Annotated in this window: 17 protein-coding genes; 11 read left to right on the top strand and 6 right to left on the bottom strand. The window is 66.6% G+C overall.

Features of this window, described 5'->3' with window-relative positions:
- Positions 1-77 precede the first annotated feature (77 nt).
- The gene (locus tag ACQPYS_RS28490; protein ID WP_433491310.1) at positions 78-2117 is read left to right on the top strand and encodes a PhoX family protein; all 2040 of its coding nucleotides are present in this window, start codon (positions 78-80) and stop codon (positions 2115-2117) included.
- 20 nt (positions 2118-2137) lie between these two features.
- Here ACQPYS_RS28490 and ACQPYS_RS28485 read toward each other — a convergent pair whose 3' ends face one another.
- Complete coding sequence (locus ACQPYS_RS28485) at positions 2138-2842, bottom strand: glycoside hydrolase family 25 protein (RefSeq protein WP_063041041.1); 705 nt, start codon at positions 2840-2842, stop codon at positions 2138-2140.
- Positions 2843-3242: 400 nt separating this feature from the next.
- Between ACQPYS_RS28485 and ACQPYS_RS28480 the strand changes: the two genes are divergently transcribed.
- Genes ACQPYS_RS28480 through ACQPYS_RS28470 form a run of 3 tightly spaced genes read left to right on the top strand, consistent with a single transcriptional unit; the run spans position 3243 to position 5365 of the window.
- On the top strand, positions 3243-4157 hold the full coding sequence (locus tag ACQPYS_RS28480; protein WP_433491309.1) for a TIGR04222 domain-containing membrane protein: 915 nt from the start codon (positions 3243-3245) through the stop codon (positions 4155-4157).
- 3 nt (positions 4158-4160) lie between these two features.
- The gene (locus tag ACQPYS_RS28475) at positions 4161-5021 is read left to right on the top strand and encodes a DUF692 domain-containing protein (RefSeq protein WP_431939327.1); all 861 of its coding nucleotides are present in this window, start codon (positions 4161-4163) and stop codon (positions 5019-5021) included.
- Positions 5018-5365 (top strand): hypothetical protein, encoded by a 348-nt coding sequence (locus ACQPYS_RS28470; protein WP_433491308.1) that lies wholly within the window; start codon positions 5018-5020, stop codon positions 5363-5365. The genes ACQPYS_RS28475 and ACQPYS_RS28470 overlap by 4 nt, the downstream gene beginning before the upstream one ends.
- A 156-nt stretch (positions 5366-5521) precedes the next feature.
- Here the strand turns inward: ACQPYS_RS28470 and ACQPYS_RS28465 are convergent, their stop codons facing one another.
- A complete protein-coding gene (locus ACQPYS_RS28465; RefSeq protein WP_433491307.1) occupies positions 5522-6286 on the bottom strand; it encodes an SDR family oxidoreductase in 765 nt (254 codons plus the stop codon).
- Positions 6287-6345: 59 nt separating this feature from the next.
- Between ACQPYS_RS28465 and ACQPYS_RS28460 the strand changes: the two genes are divergently transcribed.
- Positions 6346-6699 carry a winged helix-turn-helix transcriptional regulator gene (locus ACQPYS_RS28460; protein WP_433491306.1) on the top strand — a complete coding sequence of 118 codons (354 nt, stop codon included), beginning with the start codon at positions 6346-6348 and terminating at the stop codon, positions 6697-6699.
- A 422-nt stretch (positions 6700-7121) separates the two neighbouring features.
- Here the strand turns inward: ACQPYS_RS28460 and ACQPYS_RS28455 are convergent, their stop codons facing one another.
- A complete protein-coding gene (locus tag ACQPYS_RS28455; RefSeq protein ID WP_433491305.1) occupies positions 7122-7580 on the bottom strand; it encodes a GNAT family N-acetyltransferase in 459 nt (152 codons plus the stop codon).
- Positions 7581-7744: 164 nt separating this feature from the next.
- Positions 7745-8788, bottom strand: coding sequence for a fused (3R)-hydroxyacyl-ACP dehydratase subunits HadA/HadB (locus ACQPYS_RS28450; RefSeq protein ID WP_433491304.1), 1044 nt, complete (start codon positions 8786-8788; stop codon positions 7745-7747).
- A 607-nt stretch (positions 8789-9395) separates the two neighbouring features.
- On the opposite strand from ACQPYS_RS28450, the gene ACQPYS_RS28445 reads away from it, so the two are divergent.
- From ACQPYS_RS28445 to ACQPYS_RS28420, 6 genes are all read left to right on the top strand, one after another.
- On the top strand, positions 9396-9965 hold the full coding sequence (locus tag ACQPYS_RS28445) for a TetR/AcrR family transcriptional regulator (RefSeq protein ID WP_433491303.1): 570 nt from the start codon (positions 9396-9398) through the stop codon (positions 9963-9965).
- A complete protein-coding gene (locus tag ACQPYS_RS28440) occupies positions 9962-10513 on the top strand; it encodes a hypothetical protein (RefSeq protein WP_433491302.1) in 552 nt (183 codons plus the stop codon). Before ACQPYS_RS28445 ends, ACQPYS_RS28440 begins: the two co-directional genes overlap by 4 nt.
- A 497-nt stretch (positions 10514-11010) precedes the next feature.
- Positions 11011-12045, top strand: coding sequence for a hypothetical protein (locus ACQPYS_RS28435; RefSeq protein ID WP_433491301.1), 1035 nt, complete (start codon positions 11011-11013; stop codon positions 12043-12045).
- Between the two features lie 257 nt (positions 12046-12302).
- Entirely contained in the window at positions 12303-12983 is a 681-nt protein-coding gene (locus tag ACQPYS_RS28430; RefSeq protein ID WP_433491300.1) for a recombinase family protein, read from the top strand.
- 179 nt (positions 12984-13162) lie between these two features.
- Positions 13163-13528, top strand: a complete 366-nt coding sequence (locus tag ACQPYS_RS28425; RefSeq protein WP_433491299.1) for a hypothetical protein — start codon at positions 13163-13165, stop codon at positions 13526-13528.
- Between the two features lie 19 nt (positions 13529-13547).
- A complete protein-coding gene (locus ACQPYS_RS28420; protein WP_431939324.1) occupies positions 13548-13907 on the top strand; it encodes a hypothetical protein in 360 nt (119 codons plus the stop codon).
- A 598-nt stretch (positions 13908-14505) separates the two neighbouring features.
- On the opposite strand, the gene ACQPYS_RS28415 is transcribed toward ACQPYS_RS28420, so the two are convergent.
- Together ACQPYS_RS28415 and ACQPYS_RS28410 are read right to left on the bottom strand one after the other, a co-directional pair.
- Positions 14506-15351 (bottom strand): DMT family transporter, encoded by an 846-nt coding sequence (locus ACQPYS_RS28415; RefSeq protein WP_433491298.1) that lies wholly within the window; start codon positions 15349-15351, stop codon positions 14506-14508.
- A 596-nt stretch (positions 15352-15947) separates the two neighbouring features.
- Positions 15948-16445: a hypothetical protein gene (locus ACQPYS_RS28410; protein ID WP_063040941.1), complete on the bottom strand. Its 498-nt coding sequence runs from the start codon at positions 16443-16445 to the stop codon at positions 15948-15950.
- Between the last annotated feature and the right edge of the window lie 79 nt (positions 16446-16524).

The raw sequence follows: 16524 nt of genomic DNA, 5'->3' as shown, positions 1-16524 counted from the left end.
TCGTTAATCCGTCGGTCTCCTGAGACTTGCCTGGGTGGGCTAGCGTGCGTGCGTTCAGCCCGGAACAGGAGTCCACTGTGAAACCTCTAGCGCTCTTTGTCGCCCACGAACCCGCGGGGTCGCGGGCTCGCGTCACCTGTCAGTACAAATGCGGAAATGCCTGCTTCCACGACGTACCCAACACCTCGTCGAACACCTACTTCGGGGATATCGTCGCGGGGATCTCCCGGCGGCGCCTGCTGCAGGGCAGTGCGGCCGCGGTGGTCGCGATCGGCGCGGCGAGCGCGCTCGCCGCCTGCGGCGACGGGACCGAGGTCGGCCCGGCCGCGAACTCCGAGGGCACGGGGACCGGGTTCGCGCCGGTCGCGCCGAACAGCGAGGACGCGCTCGTCATCCCGGAGGGGTACGAGCAGGGCGTCGTCATCCGCTGGGGTGATCCGCTGTTCGAGGACGCGCCGGAGTTCGATTTCTTCGGCCAGACCCCGGCCGCGCAGGCCAGGCAGTTCGGATACAACAACGATTTCGCCGGCCTGCTGCCGATCGAGGGCCAGCCGGGCAAGTACCTGCTCGTGGTGAACCACGAGTACACGACCGAACAGTTCATGTACCCCGGATACCAGCCCGAGGCGATCACCCGGGAGCAGGTCGAGATCGCGATGGCCGCCCACGGCCTGTCCGTCGTCGAGGTGCACGGCGACCCCGGGACCGGCCGGTTGAAACCCGCGTTCGGGAAGTACAACCGGCGCATCACCGCGACCACCGAGTTCCGGCTGACCGGGCCCGCGGCCGGCAGCCCGCTGCTGAAGACCTCCGCCGACCCCACCGGCACGAAGGTCCTGGGTACGGTCAACAACTGCTCCGGCGGGGTGACCCCGTGGGGCACGGTGCTGTCCGGCGAGGAGAACTTCAACGCCTACTTCGTGGGCGAATCCGCCGATCCGGTGGCGGCGGCGCGGCTGAAGCGGTACGGCATCGGCGAATCCGACGCCCCGCACTACTGGGAGAAGTTCGACAAGCGTTTCGATATCGCCGCCGAACCCAACGAATCGCACCGCTTCGGCTGGGTGGTCGAGGTAGACCCGTGGGATCCCACGTCCACCCCGGTCAAACACACCGCGCTGGGCCGGTTCAAGCACGAGGCGGCCACTATCCACGTCGCCGCCGACGGCACTGTCGTCTCCTACACCGGTGACGACGAGCGGTTCGACTACATGTACAAGTTCGTCTCCGCGCGCAAGATCGAGCCCGGTACCGGGGCCGCGAGCCGCCGGCACAATATGACCATCCTGGACGCCGGCACCCTCTACGTCGCGAAACTCACCGGCGATCACCCGGACCGGATCGACGGCTCGGGCACCGTCCCCTCCGATCAGGGTTTCACCGGCACCGGGCAGTGGATCCCGATCCTGCGCACGGCCGAGGACGGCCGCGGCGAATCGCTGGTGGACGGGATGACCGCCGAGGAGGTCGCGGTGTTCACCCGCCTCGCCGGCGACAAGGTGGGTGCCACCAAGATGGACCGCCCCGAGGATTTCGAGGCCAACCCGAAAACCGGCAAGGTCTATGTCGCGCTGACCAACAACAGCAAGCGCGGCACCGACGGCAAACCCGGGGTCGACGAGGCCAACCCGCGTAACGAGAACAAGAACGGCCAGGTGCTCGAGCTCACCGACGATCACGCGGGCACCTCGTTCACCTGGACCCTGCTGCTCGTCTGCGGTGACCCGGTCGCCGCCGACACCTATTTCGCGGGCTATGACAAAACCGAGGTCAGCCCCATCTCCTGCCCCGACAACCTCGCTTTCGATCCGTACGGCAACCTGTGGATCAGCACCGACGGCAATGCGCTCGACGCCAACGACGGCCTGTTCGCGGTGGTACTCGACGGTGACCGGCGCGGTGAGACCAAACAGTTCCTGTCGGTGCCCATCGGCGCCGAGACCTGCGGCCCGGTGATCACCGAGGAGCGGGTCATGGTGTGTGTCCAGCATCCGGGTGAAACCGACGATGCCTCGGTGGAGAATCCGGCCTCGCACTGGCCGGACGGCGGAACGGCCCAGCCGCGCCCGGCCGTGGTGGCGGTCTGGAAGTCCGGGGGCGGCCGGATCGGCGTGTAGCAGGTGGGCGGCGTACTGGGCTATCCGCTGCCGGTGAGCCCGCCCATCCGGGCGAAGCGAGCGAAATCGCCCTGTGCGCCGCTGTACACATTGATATCGGTGTTGCCGTGGATACCCGGGATCGAGCCGGAGTCGGTCTGCTGCCAGAAGGTCCACGCGGGCCAGCGTCCGGGTACCTCCGGTTCGGCGCGGTCACGATAGTCGGCGATCCACAGCGGGTAGCGGTGGAACTGGTCGCTGTCGGCCATCGCGGTCTGCCAGAACCGCGGATAGGTGTAGACGATCGGCACGCGTCCGGTGAGGGCCTGCACAGTGTTGAGGTAACGGTGGGTCCAGTCGATCAACGCGCCCGGCGCCAGACCGCCGGAATGCTCGATATCCAGTACCGGCGGCAGGTCCAGGGGCCCGTTCTGGCCGAGGACGATCGTCGCGTAGAGGGCCGCCTGCGGTTCCGGCGGGAGTTCGGGGCGGGCGTAGTGATAGGTACCGCGCGCCATCCCGGCCAACCGCATCTGCAGACTGTCCGGAACGAAGTACGGGTTGATGTAGTCCAGGCCTTCGGTGGCCTTGACCATGGCGAAACGGTGACCCGCCGCGCGGACGGCGAACCAGTCGATGAGTCGTCCGCCGCCGTGTTGCCAGGACGAGACATCCGGGCCGGTGGGTTCGGCATGCGCGGGTGCGGAAACAAACGCGAGGCCTGCCACCAGCGCGAACGTCAGCATGGTGAGGCCGGTGGACCGGCGGCGGGTCGAAATGAAGCTGCCCGGCCCCAAGCGCGAGCCGGACTTTCGCACGGTCGATCTCAATCGGGCAGTTTTCATGGACCCGACCCTAGGCACGCGGACCGGCACTACCCGGTATTGCGCCGCCGTGTCCGGAGGTGATGCGCCGCGGCCCTACCGAGGTTGGTTCAGGTGTACATCCGTGTACACCTTCCGGCTACTCCGGGTGGTCGGCATTGACGGCCGGGGCCCCTCATATCCGCCCGGCGTGCAAGACCCGGGCCACCGTGGTCCCGGTCCCGCCCGGCGTAGGCGCGACGATCCGGCCTCGAATCGTCCTGGCGCGGCCGGGATCCGGTCCGGATACTGGTTTCAATACTGTGCGGAGCCGGAGGTGGGTATGCGCACTGTCGGATGGTCGGCCGCGGGATCACAGCTTCTCGCGGACGAGACCTGGGGTGTCTCCGGTCCCGCGTTCCTGCTGCTCTACATACCGATCGCGGTCGCCGCCGTGGTGATCGGATGGCGGCTACGGCACCGGATCGTGCACACGCCCGCGTCGGCGCCGCCCGGTGAACTGACCGCACCCGAACTCGGTCTGCTGACCAGCGACCGGCGGGCGGTGATGGCTTCGGTCGCGCTGTTGCGCGGGCACGATCTCATCGATGCCGGTGGTGGCCCGGTCGGATCCGCCGCCCCGACGGTCGCGCTGGATCCGTTCACCGTTGCGGTGCGCGACCGGCTCGGCGAGTCGGCGGCGGGCATCACCCTGCTGACCCATCGGCTCCGGACCGAACTGGGCCGGATGCGTAAGACGCTCGTCGATCGCGGCTACCTGGCCGACGGCCGATACACCCGGCAGTTGCGGGGGGCCGGGCTGCCGATTCTGGTCGTCGTCCTGTTCGGGGTGGCCCGGCTGGTCACCGGTCTGGTCGACGGCAAGCCGGTGCTCTTCCTCCTGCTCGTGCTGGTCGCGCTGGGTATCGCCGGATGGCGGGTGGCGGCACCGGTGCGGGTTACGCCCGCGGGCCGGGCGGCATTGGCCGAGGCCACCGTCGGCAACCGCTATCTGCGCCCGGAGAACTCGCCGTCGTATCGGACCTATGGGCCCGGGGCCGCCGGCCTGGCGGTGGCCCTGTTCGGGGTGCAGGCGCTGGTGCTGCTCGATCCCGCGCTGAACTCCGCCATGTCCGGGTACAGCGCGGAAAGTGTGTCCGGCGGAGATTCCGGTGCGGGCGACGCGGGTGGTGGCAGCGGTTGCGGTGGTGGTAGCGGCTGCGGTGGGGGTTGTGGCGGGGGCGGCTGCGGTGGTTGACCGGTGACCGGCCCGCTACCGGAAACCGCGCTCGGGATCGGCTGGCGACCGGAGATCTGCGGTGTGATCGACCGGCTGGACCGGCTCGATTTCTGTGAGGTCGTCGCGGAATCGCTACGTCCGGGCGCATATGGTGGCGTCGAGGTGCCGGTGGAGCTGGCGGCACTGCGCGACCGGGGTACCGCGGTGGTACCGCACGGGATCTCGCTGTCGCTGGGCGGTGCCGAACCGGTGGACGGGCGCCGCGTCGAACATCTGGCCGCCTGCGCGCGGGCGGTGTCGGCGCCGCTGGTGAGCGAGCACATCGCCTTCGTGCGGGCCGGAGGTCTCGAGGCCGGCCATCTGCTGCCGGTACCGCGTAGCCGGGAAGCACTCGACGTACTGTCCGCGAATATCACCCGGACCCGCGCCGGCTTGGATGTCCCGCTCGCGGTGGAGAACATCGCGGCGCTGTTCGACTGGCCCGATGACGAATTCAGCGAAGCGGAGTTCCTGACCGAGATCGTCGAACGCACCGGGGTGTATCTGCTGCTGGATATCGCCAATGTGTACGCGAACGCGCGCAACCGCGGCCGTGACCCGCGTACCGAGCTGCGGCGCCTGCCCACCGAGCGGATCGCCTACTGCCATATCGCCGGCGGCCACGAATCCGGCGGTCGCTACCACGACACCCATCTGCATCCGATACCCGCGGAGGTGCTCACGCTGGTCACCGAGTTCGTACACGATCACCCGGTCCCGCTCATGCTCGAGCGGGACGGTAATTACCCGCCTGGGCACGAGCTGCTCGACGAGCTGGACGCGATAGCCAATGCCGCGGCCCGGGCACCGGTCACGGCGGCTGCCCGGGCGGTATTGCGGTGACGGACGCGCCCGGATTGGCGGATCGGCAGGCGGCTCTGGTGCGTGCCCTGGTGACGGGAAAAGCGGTCCCGGCGGGTTTCGATCCGGCTGCCGTGGGCGCGGCGGCACACGCACTGCGGCACAAGCGGGCCCGGGAAGTCGCCGCCCGGCACCCCGAATTGGTGTACGCCACCGGCCCGGATTTCACCGAGCGATTCGTCGCATGGGCGCGGAACCGGCCGAAGGACGGAACCGCCACCGACGCGCTGCGTTTCGCTCGCGAGTGCGGTATCCCTTGGCCGCCGTCGCGCCCAGGTCTCCGCGCCTCGATGTCCGGGCTGTTACGGCGACTTCGCTCGCGGTGATCCGAAGTCATCGTCCCCGCCACGCGCGTGGTCCGGTGTGGCGGGCCGGTCCGTTCGCGCGGTCCGTGGTCGGGTGTCAGAGCCGGACACACCGGTGCCGAAACATATCAACATCTCGACTCAACGATTCACCGGATCGGCTGGCGGGGTCTCTGATCATCGCATCGTGGTGCTGAGGTAGTCGTGCCCGCCGACGAGGAAGGTGTGCCCGCTGGCCGCGGGAGCGTCGATCGCGGTGACGATGGCCGCGGCGAAATCGTCGACAGTGGGCAGGGGCCCGTGAGTGCGGCGGGCGGCCACCGCGTCGGGGTCCCGGCGTTCCAGCAGTCGGATGATGATTGTCCCGTCGATCATGTCGCCGGAGACCACGACGAACCCGACACCGTGGTCGGTGAATTCGGGGATGAGGGCGCGTAGGGCGTCCTCGCCGGCGCGTTTGCTCGCGGCGATCGGCTCGTACCCGTCGGGCAGCCGACCGCCGCCGATGGCGTGGAAGTGTGCCTGGTGGCTGGTGACGAACACAATCCGCCCGCCGGGCGGCATGAGGGGCAGGGCGAGGGTGGCGAGCCGGACCTGGGCGTCGCGGTTGAGGCGCAGGGCGTAGCCCGGGTCGGCGCCGCGCTCGAGCCCGCCCGAGGCATTCAGCACGAGCGCATCGAGCCGGCCGTACTGGTCGCGGATGTGGTCGATCATCTCGGTGACCGCGGTGTCGTCGGACAGGTCCGCCCCGACCGCCGAAGCGCTGCCGCCGGCGCCGTCGATCGTGTCAACCACCGTCTGCGCTCGCTTGATCTTCTCGCGGTAGTTGACCAGGACGTGGGTGCCCGGGCCGGTCAGCTGCTGGGCGGTGGTGGCACCGATACCGCGTGAGGCGCCTGTCACCAGCACGATTCGTCGCGGGGACGGTTCCGCTCGGTCCATCGGGTGCTCTCCTTGCTCGGCCGGTGCTTCTGATTGAGAAGCAACTATGGTGCTTCGAAATGAGAAGCGCAAATGATCGGGAGCCTGCCGGGTCGGCCGATGAGTCCAGCAACGCACCGGTTCTGGCGGCGATCGACCTGCTGGGGCAGCGGTGGATGCTGCGGGTGGTGTGGGAGCTCGAACCCGGGCCACTGGGGTTCCTGGAACTCCGCCGGCGGATGGGCAACTGCTCGTCGAGCATGTTGTCGAACCGGCTCCAGCAGCTTCAGGCGGCCGGGCTGTTGGAGAAGCACGGCCCGAAAGGTTCTTACGAACTGACCATCGCCGGGATCCGCCTCGGGGAAGCCCTGCAACCGCTGTGGGACTGGTCGGAAATCTGGACCGATCGGCCTCACGACTTCCGCTGGCCCTGAACCACCTCTGCGAGGTCGGTCGTCGCGGTCTGCCAGCCCGAGGCGCGCGCTGCAGCCCGTCTCCGGCTTCGTTGTTATGGGTTAGATGCCGGGCCCGACCGCGTAAACGCGCGTAAACGGTTGGGCCACCGAACTCGAGCCGGTAGACCGCAGGCATCGGCATCGCCTGCTGGAAATCCCAGCTGACGTCAGAGCATCCGAGCCCGATCAGCGCTCGCGCGATGAACGTGCCGTGACTGCCGAGGATGGCGACGAACTGATGCATTCCTGGACGCCGAAACGATTAATCATCGCTGGTCAGCGATGATTAATTTGTCAATCTCGTTCAAAGTCGCCTTGTCATCAACAGGGAGTTGCGCAGCGCGGCTGATCACTCGTCACAGCAGCCCGAGGACACCGACCTAGTGATGCGGTAGAGGAATTCATCGACTCCCCGGATCGGTAGGTAAGAGGCTGAAGAGCACTGAGTCGCGGCGGCCTCCCTTGAACGGGAGATGGGATCTCAGGAGCCCTTCGCGTGTGAAACCACTTCGCTCAGCGACCTGTTGAGAGGCCAGGTTGTCCGGCCCACAGGTCAGCTCCAGTCGGGCTACGGAGAGGTCGTCGAAGGCCCAGCGGGCCAACAACCGCACAGTTCGTGTGGCACTGCCACGGCCGCGCGCGTGGCCGGCGAGCCAGTATCCGACCGCGGCTCGGCCTTCGGCGATAGTGATGTCGTAGATCGATGCCCCACCCCACAGCCGGGTGGGGTCGCGGCGTCGACGATCGCGAACCCGATGGCCTCGCCGCGCGTTCGCGCCGCTTCCTCCCCTTCTCCTGCCCAGATCAACTGGTGCTGCTCGGTGAAGGGCTCGCTCGATCCCCAGGAGAACCGCTGACACAGGGGGTCGGAGAAACCAGCGAATCTCTGCGCGTAGTCGTTCGGGCGCCAAGCGCGCAGGGTCACGACTCCGTCGGTGAGTTCAGGATCGGGGAAGTGCAACCCGGGCATGGACGAAAACTACGAGACGATCCGTGAGACTGTCGCTTCGTTTTCGTTCACAGGCTATGCCAGACGGACATCCGCGGTGGCGAGGCCGAAAATCTTGCGGCCGGCCGACTTTGCGACGATGACGACGACAGCTGTCCTGGTGTCGGGATCGACCGACTTGATGCGACCGGTGAACTCCACAGTTCCCGCGGAAGCGGCTTCGATAACTGTGTAATTCGACAGCCGGACCCCGTACCTGATCAGCGCACCGGGGTCACCGAGCCATCCGGTGACGAATCCCGCCCCCAGACCCATGGTGAGCATGCCGTGGGCGATCACATCCGGAAGACCCGCGAGCGCAGCGACCCCTTCGTGCCAATGGATGGGGTTCACGTCCCCCGAGACCCCGGCGTAATTCACCAGATCACCGCGCGTCAGGGTCACAGACCGCACGGGAAGCTCGTCACCGACGGCGATGTCCTCGAATCGCGGCATGGTGCGCGGGACACGCGTCCGGGAGATCGGCGAAAGACGTGCGACGGTCTCGGCGTCCGGATCCGGCACCATCAGCCCGTCCACGCCGGCGGATGCCGCCGCGGCCCGGGAGGTCGCGCGGAGTCCGCTCATGATGACGCGTTCGATCGTGGCACTGATGTCGGCGTTGACGTCCTCGCTGGTAAGGCCGACGACGGTGGTGTGCATGATCTGCACGATGTCGCCGGTCCGGTCGGTGAACGTGTTGGTGATGGTGAGCAGGTCCCTGCCCGCGATACGGCGCACCGAGGAGAGCTCGACGTCGCTGACAAGCCGGTCGCCGGTGAGCACCGGCTTGTACATCTCGAAGACCTGATCGGTCTGTACGACTACGTCGTAGCCGGTGAGGACGGTTTCCAACAGCCTGCGGTTGGCCAACATCGCGGCAGTGGAGATGAACGTGGTCGGCGCGATCAGACCGGCGTATCCGAACTCACCGGCAGCGTCTTCGCTCCAGTGCGCCGGATGGAAGTCCTGCACCGCTCGCGCGTACTCGCGGATCTTCTCCCGCCCCACCTCGTAGTAGTCATCCGCGCGATAGCGATGCCCTACCAGCCCAGCCACATCCAACGACGCTTCCACCAAGGCCCCTCCTTCATCCAAATTCCTTCGACACTCGGAACCGACACCGGCAGTACCGAATGCGCGAGAGAAACCTCACCTTCTCACAAGACGGCCCGATAGCCTCACCACCCTGACAGCTACGCAGAGTGTTCAATAATTGATGCATTCCTGAACAGGTTGGAAACGCAATCATCGCTAATCAGCGATGATTGCTCAGTAGATCTGTACGATAACCATCCTTTTCTGAACACTCGGCCAGGCCGGAAGCTGGCAGGGATTTACCGCCCTACGGGATCCTCGTTGCATTCGACGGGCGCACTCACGGACATCTCAGCGCCGCTGTACCTCTCGCTCTCGGAAACGATCGCGACGAACATGCTCGCAGCCGCGAGGTAGCTCAGGAGTGAGCGCTGGCCAGCATGAACGGCATGGGAAGTGCTATGCCATATCCTCCCGATTCTCGGCGAAAGCTACGACGACCCCACCTTGTCGACGTCTGCTTCACGATGGCCGTCTTGGTGCGGCAGGGGGTTCGATATCGGCTCGTCGGCGTGGGGTGGTTCGGTGCCGACAATCACCGAAACACATTCATTTGAATTATGACTGACTGGTCAGTCATAATTATCGCATGCCGAAGAGAGTGAACCTGGATGACCGCCGCGCCGAGATAGTCGAGGCAGCGGTGCGGGTCTTCGCCAGGAAGGGTTTCGCCGCTTCGCGGATCGAAGATATCGCTGCCGAAGCCGGGGTGGCCAAAGGCAGCGTCTACCTCGCGGTCCGCAGCAGAGAAGAGCTGCTGACGGCAGCATTCGACCAATATCGCGTCCGGGTGGACCGGGAGCTCGAGATGCCGCGAACCGGGCCGGCCCTGGATCGACTCGCAACCCTGATCCGGGCGACGGTAGCCGTGCTGGCGGCGCACCCGGATCACGCGCGGGTGCTGCTCGACGTGTGGTCGGCACGTACGCCGATGGATATCGGAGCCGTGTACGAGAAGTACCGCACGGCGATCGCGGACCTGTTGCGGGAAGCCGGGAACGAAGGACGGCTGAGGGCGGGTATCGGCGAGGGGCACGCAGCCGTGATCGTGGGGGCGATCGAGGGCTGCCTGGTGCAGTGGCTGGCCGACGATCGGGTACGGCTCGTCGAGCTGGCCGAACCCATTGTGCAGGTCTGCGTGGGGGGCATCCGGCGATGACGATCACAGAGCGGCTGATCGCTCCGGCCGCGACGAGAGCGGAGATCGTCCTCGGCTATACGGCTGCGGCCCTGGGCGCGATGACGGTTGGTTCGGTGGCCTGGCACGCGGGCGGGTCGGTGGTGGTGGTGGGTGTGATCGCGCTGGTGGGTTTCGACATGTTCGGCGGTGCCGTAGTGAACGCGACCGCCTCGGCGAAACGGTGGTACCACCGGCCGGGCCGGAGTTCACGTCACCACCTCGGCTTCGTGGCCGCTCATGTCCAGCCGTTCATCCTGGCACTGATCGTGCCCGGATTCGGCTGGTGGACAGCAGCAGCGATCTACGCCATCGTATTTCTGGCGGCTGTCGCAGTCGCGTTTTCGCCGCGAGGAATACGCACGCCGGTGGCGTTCGCCGGTGCGGTCTTCGGTGTCGTGATCATCCCGAGCGTGTTCACGGTGCCCGCATTCCTGCTGTGGTTCGCACCTGTGCTGTTGATCAAACTTCTGCTCGCCCATCTCCTACCGGGCCCGGAACCGCGGGACGACGACTGCCGAAATCGGTAACATCCAAGACCGGGAACACCGTAGAATAAGGTCACGCTCAGCGTGTTACCTGCCCCTTCGCGTGCGGTGCACCCCTCGAAAGCCGCAGACAACGGCACCTGGCGAGAACAGGTCGCCGAAGCGCCGGCGCTCCTCGCCTCCGATGAAGGGGTCGCGTAATCCTGTCTCAATTCGGGCGGGCGGCAGGTGGTTGACGGCAGTTACCGCGGACGCCGGAAGCGAAGACGGTTCGGCGTATCGAACCGTAGGAATGGCCGCCGGCATTGGCCCCGCGGCAGTAGGAGCGGGGGGTCGTAAGCCGATGCATTCCTGGACAGATGGTTGGGAGATCATCGCTGGTCAGCGATGATTTACGCAGCAAACTTGTCCAACAAGCACCTTTTAGTGGACGCCGAGCGTTAGGCCGATTTGTCCAGTGTGTGCAGAGCGTCTGTGCCCGAATTCGGCCGATCCCACGGCGCCCGCCGTTGTCAGAGTCATTTGGCACGATCGCGGCTATGACCAGCACTCCGGCCACTCCGCCGCGGCCGTTCGACGTCACCACCGTCTTCTCCCTACTGGCTCCGCTGGCACGCACGGCGACACGGTTGCACCCGCGCCCCGGGGCGCCCTCACCGCAGGACAGTTCCATCGGCGGACCGTTGCTCTGGCCCGCCGACGAGCCATGGCCGCACTGCGACGGACCTCATGCTGTGGACGGAATCAACCCGACCCTGACCCCAGCGGAGGTGAGGCTGGAACGACGGATCCGGGCCGCCTCGCGCGGCAGGGCACTGACCCCGCAGGAACGAGAGACCCTTGAGCGAATCCGCCCGCCGCAGGAGTATCCGGTCACGTTGGCGATCGCCCCCTATGAGGGTTCCGTAGCGATGCTGCCGGTCGCGCAGCTCTACGCGCGCGACGTGCCCGATCTGCACACGCCTGAAGGCGCAGACCTGCTCCAGGTCTTGTGGTGCCCCTTCAACCATCGGGCGGGCATGCCCAAGACCGCGCTGTTCTGGCGGTCGGCCGCTACCGTCACCGCCATCCTCGCCACGCCTCCCGAACCACCCGCGGTGCAGTTCGACGGCTACCTGCCCGAGCCGTGCCTGCTCAACCCGGAGCAGGTCACCGAATACCCCGACCACAGGGAGCTGAGCAAGGAACTCCGGGAGCAGATCGGAGACTGGAGCGTGTGGCAGGCAGCCGAGACGGGCGTGGACAGCGTCTATGCATCGTACCCGCTGGAGTTCTACGCCAATGAGTTGTCCATCGCACCCGGCTGGAGAGTCGGCGGCTGGCCTGGCTGGGGAGCCGCCGACCCCAGCCCCCTGCTCTGCCCTACCTGCAACAGCGACATGCATGCCCTGCTGACCATCGCCACGTCCGAAGCCGGCAGCAGAGACAGCAGCTGGCTCCCGCGCGAGGAATCGGCGCATGAACCATCCATCGGCTTCAAGCCCACTGCAGTCGAAATAGGTAGCGGCTACGACCAGCATCTCTACGTCTGCCAGACGGCGCCGGAGCACGCCCACGCCGAGCTGATGGCCTAGCCGTTGGGTCGGGTCGGGTCTGAGGAGTGAACAACGGACACATGCGTGTTCATCAATGCAGGTTGAGGCGAGCGTTGGCATCCTCCGGCGGATATTGCCTGGCTGTCCATTAATCCATCATTTTATGAACACTCAGGCCGAAACCGCTCCCGGTGGACGAACGCCCAAGTCGACCACAACCGGTGACTTTAGAAGAACGTGTCGTGAAATCCAGCTGTTCAAGAACGTCCGATCGCCCTTTTATGTACGATTATCAGGTGACGGACACCGATGCGCTCGAACCGCTCTCGCTCGACGGCGATGCCCTGGACCCGATCGGCGGGGGAGGAGCGCTGATCGGGTACGCCCGCGTCTCGACCCGCGACCAGAATCTGGATCGGCAGACCCGCGCGCTGAAAGCTGCGGGATGCAAGAAGACCTTCGCCGACAAGAAGTCCGGGAAGGACGCCGAGCGCGAACAGCTGGCAGCGTGCCTGGACTACATGCGCGCTGGCGACACCCTCGTGGTCGCTTCCCTCGACCGGCTCGGCCGCTCCCTGCAGGACTTGATCACGATCGTGGCCGACCTGCGGCGCCGCGGAATCGGGTTCCGCTCCCTGCACGAAGCCCTCGACACCACCACCCCCGGCGGCCGTCTGGTATTCCATGTGTTCGCCGCGCTGGCCGAGTTCATCCGCGAACTCATCGTCGACGGCACTCACGAAGGCCTGGCCGCGGCCCGGGCCCGCGGGCAGCGCTTGGGCCGTCCACCGGCGGTTACCGACGAACAAGTCCGCCAGGCTCGCGCGCTGCTCAGCCGGCCCGATGAGTCGGTGTCCTCGATCGCGCGACTGCTGGGTGTCTCGCGGACCACGCTCTACAAGTATCTGCCCGAGCTCAGCGCTGGCGATCGAGGCGGCGCTGCGCCAGTCCGCATCGGAGACGAACTACGACCCTGATCAGTGACCCAGATCATTATCGATTTGGCGTTGTCGGGGAACCGTTTCGATGTTGCCCCCGTCCAACTCTTCTGACGGCCAGTAATTCAGGTCCTACCGCGGGGGCTTGGCTTCGGTGACGTCTGTTTTGTGCGAGTCCGTACGTCCGCCGACGTGGGACGAGACCAAAGGGGATTGTTATGAAGATTGGGACCGGTTTTATTGCTGCCTTTGGGGTGGCCTTCCCACTGTTCATGGGCTTGGTGGGCGCGGCGCCTGCGGGCGCGGTGGCAGACCAGGCAGGGCCAGTGGGAGCAGTTTCTCCCGGATATGCTGCCGTGCAGGTGAGTGCACCGGTACTGACGAACAAGCCGAAGAAGATCACGGTCAAAGTCCGCTGCGACCAGGTCGTCAACGGCACGCCCGCCGGCGGAAAGTCCGAGAAGCAGGTCGAGGGAGTAGGGCGCGCCTACAACTACAACCAGGCTCTGAAAGCAGCCGAGAAGGATGTCGACAACAAGATGCCGCCGGGCCGCCACAAGCGGCACTGCCATGTGATCAAGTGAGAGGAAGTGACCCAGTAGCGTGAGTAGCTACCTGGTTGTCCAGCTGTACTGCACGCCGATGCAGGCGGACTCCGTTCGAGCAGCCGCCACAGCCGAGATCGCCGAATACGCGGAGCTCGGTCAAGCCCAGGTCGGTCTGAAGCAGGAGGCCGAGACCGACTACGAGATGCATCTGGACTGGGCCCGGGAGCACCCTGGCCAGGAGCCAGGTGACCGCGCCTACTACCTGCTGAAAATGACCTCACCGGTCGATATACCGGAGTCACTCTTGCGGAAAGCCGAAGACAACATCATCGACTGGATCGGCTCGACCTACAACGATGGTGAGGCCGTGGAGGTCCCGTGGGCGAGTCACGCTGGAACGACGCTGCAGGCTTGACCTGAGTCGAGGCAGTAGTGGCAGGGGCGGCACCCGGACGGGTGCCGCCCCTGCTCTTTCCAGCAGCGGCCTTGCCCTGGAACCGGCCGGCCGGGCTGGAGTGGGGAGAGGGGATAGAGGCGCATCTGGCGGAAATCCGGCGGTAAGCCCGATTCGGTGAGCGGTGTCGGACTGTAGGTGATTGATGTGGCGGTGATCGGTGAGGCGGCTACGGCTGAGGAGTGATAGGCAGCGCCCTCGCCGCACCCATCCCGGCTGCCTCCCGCGTTACGGCAGATAGTTTTCCGAGCCGCCTGGTCACGGTGGCGTTGTCACACCAGGACCGGTTGTCGTCTACCGCAGATAGTGGGCCGCTATGCGCGGTAACCCGCTACCGCCAGTTTCGCAGAAATGGACTGCTGCTCGGGAAACCGGCAGATCGAGGCGCTGCACATCGCGCAAGCGCCAGAGCTGGGGAGTCTGGACCCCACAGGCCATAACCACACGGAGTTGTTGTCCAAGACCGACGGGAATTCAAGGAGGAGAAGCTGCGCCGCTATCCGCGTCGTCGAGCAGCGCGCTGTGGTTATTCGGCCAGTACGCAGCCGCCAGGTACTCGTCAGCCGGCGGCCTGGGAGCGGGACAGCGCGATCGTGGTGGCGCACATGACGACGACCGCGAGCGAGGTGATGACCAAGCCCACGGTGCCGGTGCGGAACCGCTCGTCCAGCACGGTGAGACCGAGGAAGGCGGCCGCCAGAGGCTCGGCGATCGTGACGGCCGGCAGCGACGCGGCCAGCGGCCCGGCCTGATACGCGCGTTGCTGTAGGTAGATGCCGGTGACACCGGACGCGACCAGCGCCCAGGTCTGCCAGGCGCCGAGCACGTGGCCGAGTCCGTGCTCGAACAGGCCGGTGACGTAGGAGGTGAGCGCGGCGGCCAGGCCGTACAGCGAACCGCTCGCCGCGCCGAGCGACAGCGCGCGCCGTGCCGGATCCGCCGCTATGATCCCACCCGTGGTCGCCGCCGCGATCAGCCCGAGCAGCACCGTCAGTGGCACGAGCCAATTACGCAGCGGCGCATCGGTATTGCCCTTGGTCGGGTCGCCGACGATCAGAAAGCAGGCCAGGGCCGCAGGCAGCGCGAGCGCAGTCGCCCAGGTGCCCGGCGGGACTCGGCGGTTGTTGAGCCGCGCGGATAGCGGCAGCGCGAACACCAACGAGCTCGCCAGGATCGGCTGCACCAGCAGCACGGCGCCCAGCGCCAGCGCGGTGACCTGCAGGGCATATCCGCCGGTGTCTCCGATGAGGCCCGCCCACCAGCGCGGGTTGCGCACCAGGGATCCGATCAGCGCCGCTTTTTCCGGCACCGCGGCGGCCGCCCGCTGCTGCGCGACCGCGGCGACCGCGAAAAGCAGCGCGGCGAGCAGTGCGCACAGGACTGCGGCAGCCGTATGGTTTGACACCGATCAGTCTGCTGCCGCGAGTGCCGTATCCGGGCGACTGCTGCGCCCGCACGGCGTGTCGTCGCGTCCGTCCGGGCGTGGCGCCGGACGTGGGAGCCGCGCGCCTCCGGAGAACTCGGCTGCCGTGCCGGAATTGCGCGCGGGTGCTGTAGCCAAGCATTATCGGCACATATCCGCATCCTGAGCGCGAAACTAGTTATCTACCAATGGACCACACTTATTGGTGTACGCCACCGGCCCGGATTTCACCGAGCGATTCGTCGCATGGGCGCGGAACCGCCCGAAGGACGGAACCGCCACCGACGCGCTGCGTTTCGCTCGCGAGTGCGGTATCCCTTGGCCGCCGTCGCGCCCAGGTCTCCGCGCCTCGATGTCCGGGCTGTTACGGCGACTTCGCTCGCGGTGATCCGAAGTCATCGTCCCCGCCACGCGCGTGGTCCGGTGTGGCGGGCCGGTCCGTTCGCGCGGTCCGTGGTCGGGTGTCAGAGCCGGACACATTGGTGCGGAAACCTGTCAACGTCTCGACTCAACGATTCACCGGACAATGAACCGCTATCCAACGGCAACATACTGACGTGTATGTCGGCGCTGTCCGCTCAGGGGAGGGGCGGCAGGCCGGGCAGCGCGAACGGCAGTTGCGGCAGCGGCAGGTGGACCGCCGGCAGCAGGCTCGGGGCCGGCGCCGGGATGTAGGGGTTGGGCGTGTTCCAGACGGCCGGGCTCTGGGTGCCGCCGCCGTGGTCCGCCCGGTCCCAATCCGCGGGCTGGTCGTAGCTGTTGTCGTTGTGTGAGTCGCGGCCGGGGTACTGGTTCCCGCCACTGTTGAGGTGGTCTTCGTAGCCGTCGTAGTTCTGCCGGTTGTGATCGACATAGCCGTACTGACCGTTGTCGTCCCAGCCGAAATCGCCGTTGCCGTTCCAGCTGTCGCTATCGCCGAAGCTGTTGCCGGAATCGTGGGAATCGCTGATCTGGGACGCCTGACCGGGGTCGGCGAGGGCAGCGGCGGTGCCGGCCAGTGGTGCGAGGGCGATGACCGCGATCGCGGCGATTCGCGCGGCGAGGCGGCGGGTGCGCTGTGCGGGGTTCGGGTTCATCGGCGGGTCCTCACTCGGTCGCGCCCCTCGCGTGGAATCCGGGGCGGTCGCACTCGCTGGAGTGCTTTATCGGAACAAC

Source organism: Nocardia grenadensis (genome assembly GCF_050942415.1).
Classification (GTDB): domain Bacteria; phylum Actinomycetota; class Actinomycetes; order Mycobacteriales; family Mycobacteriaceae; genus Nocardia; species Nocardia grenadensis.
Note: the sequence above shows the minus strand (reverse complement) of the source record. Positions and strands in the feature narration are given on the sequence as shown.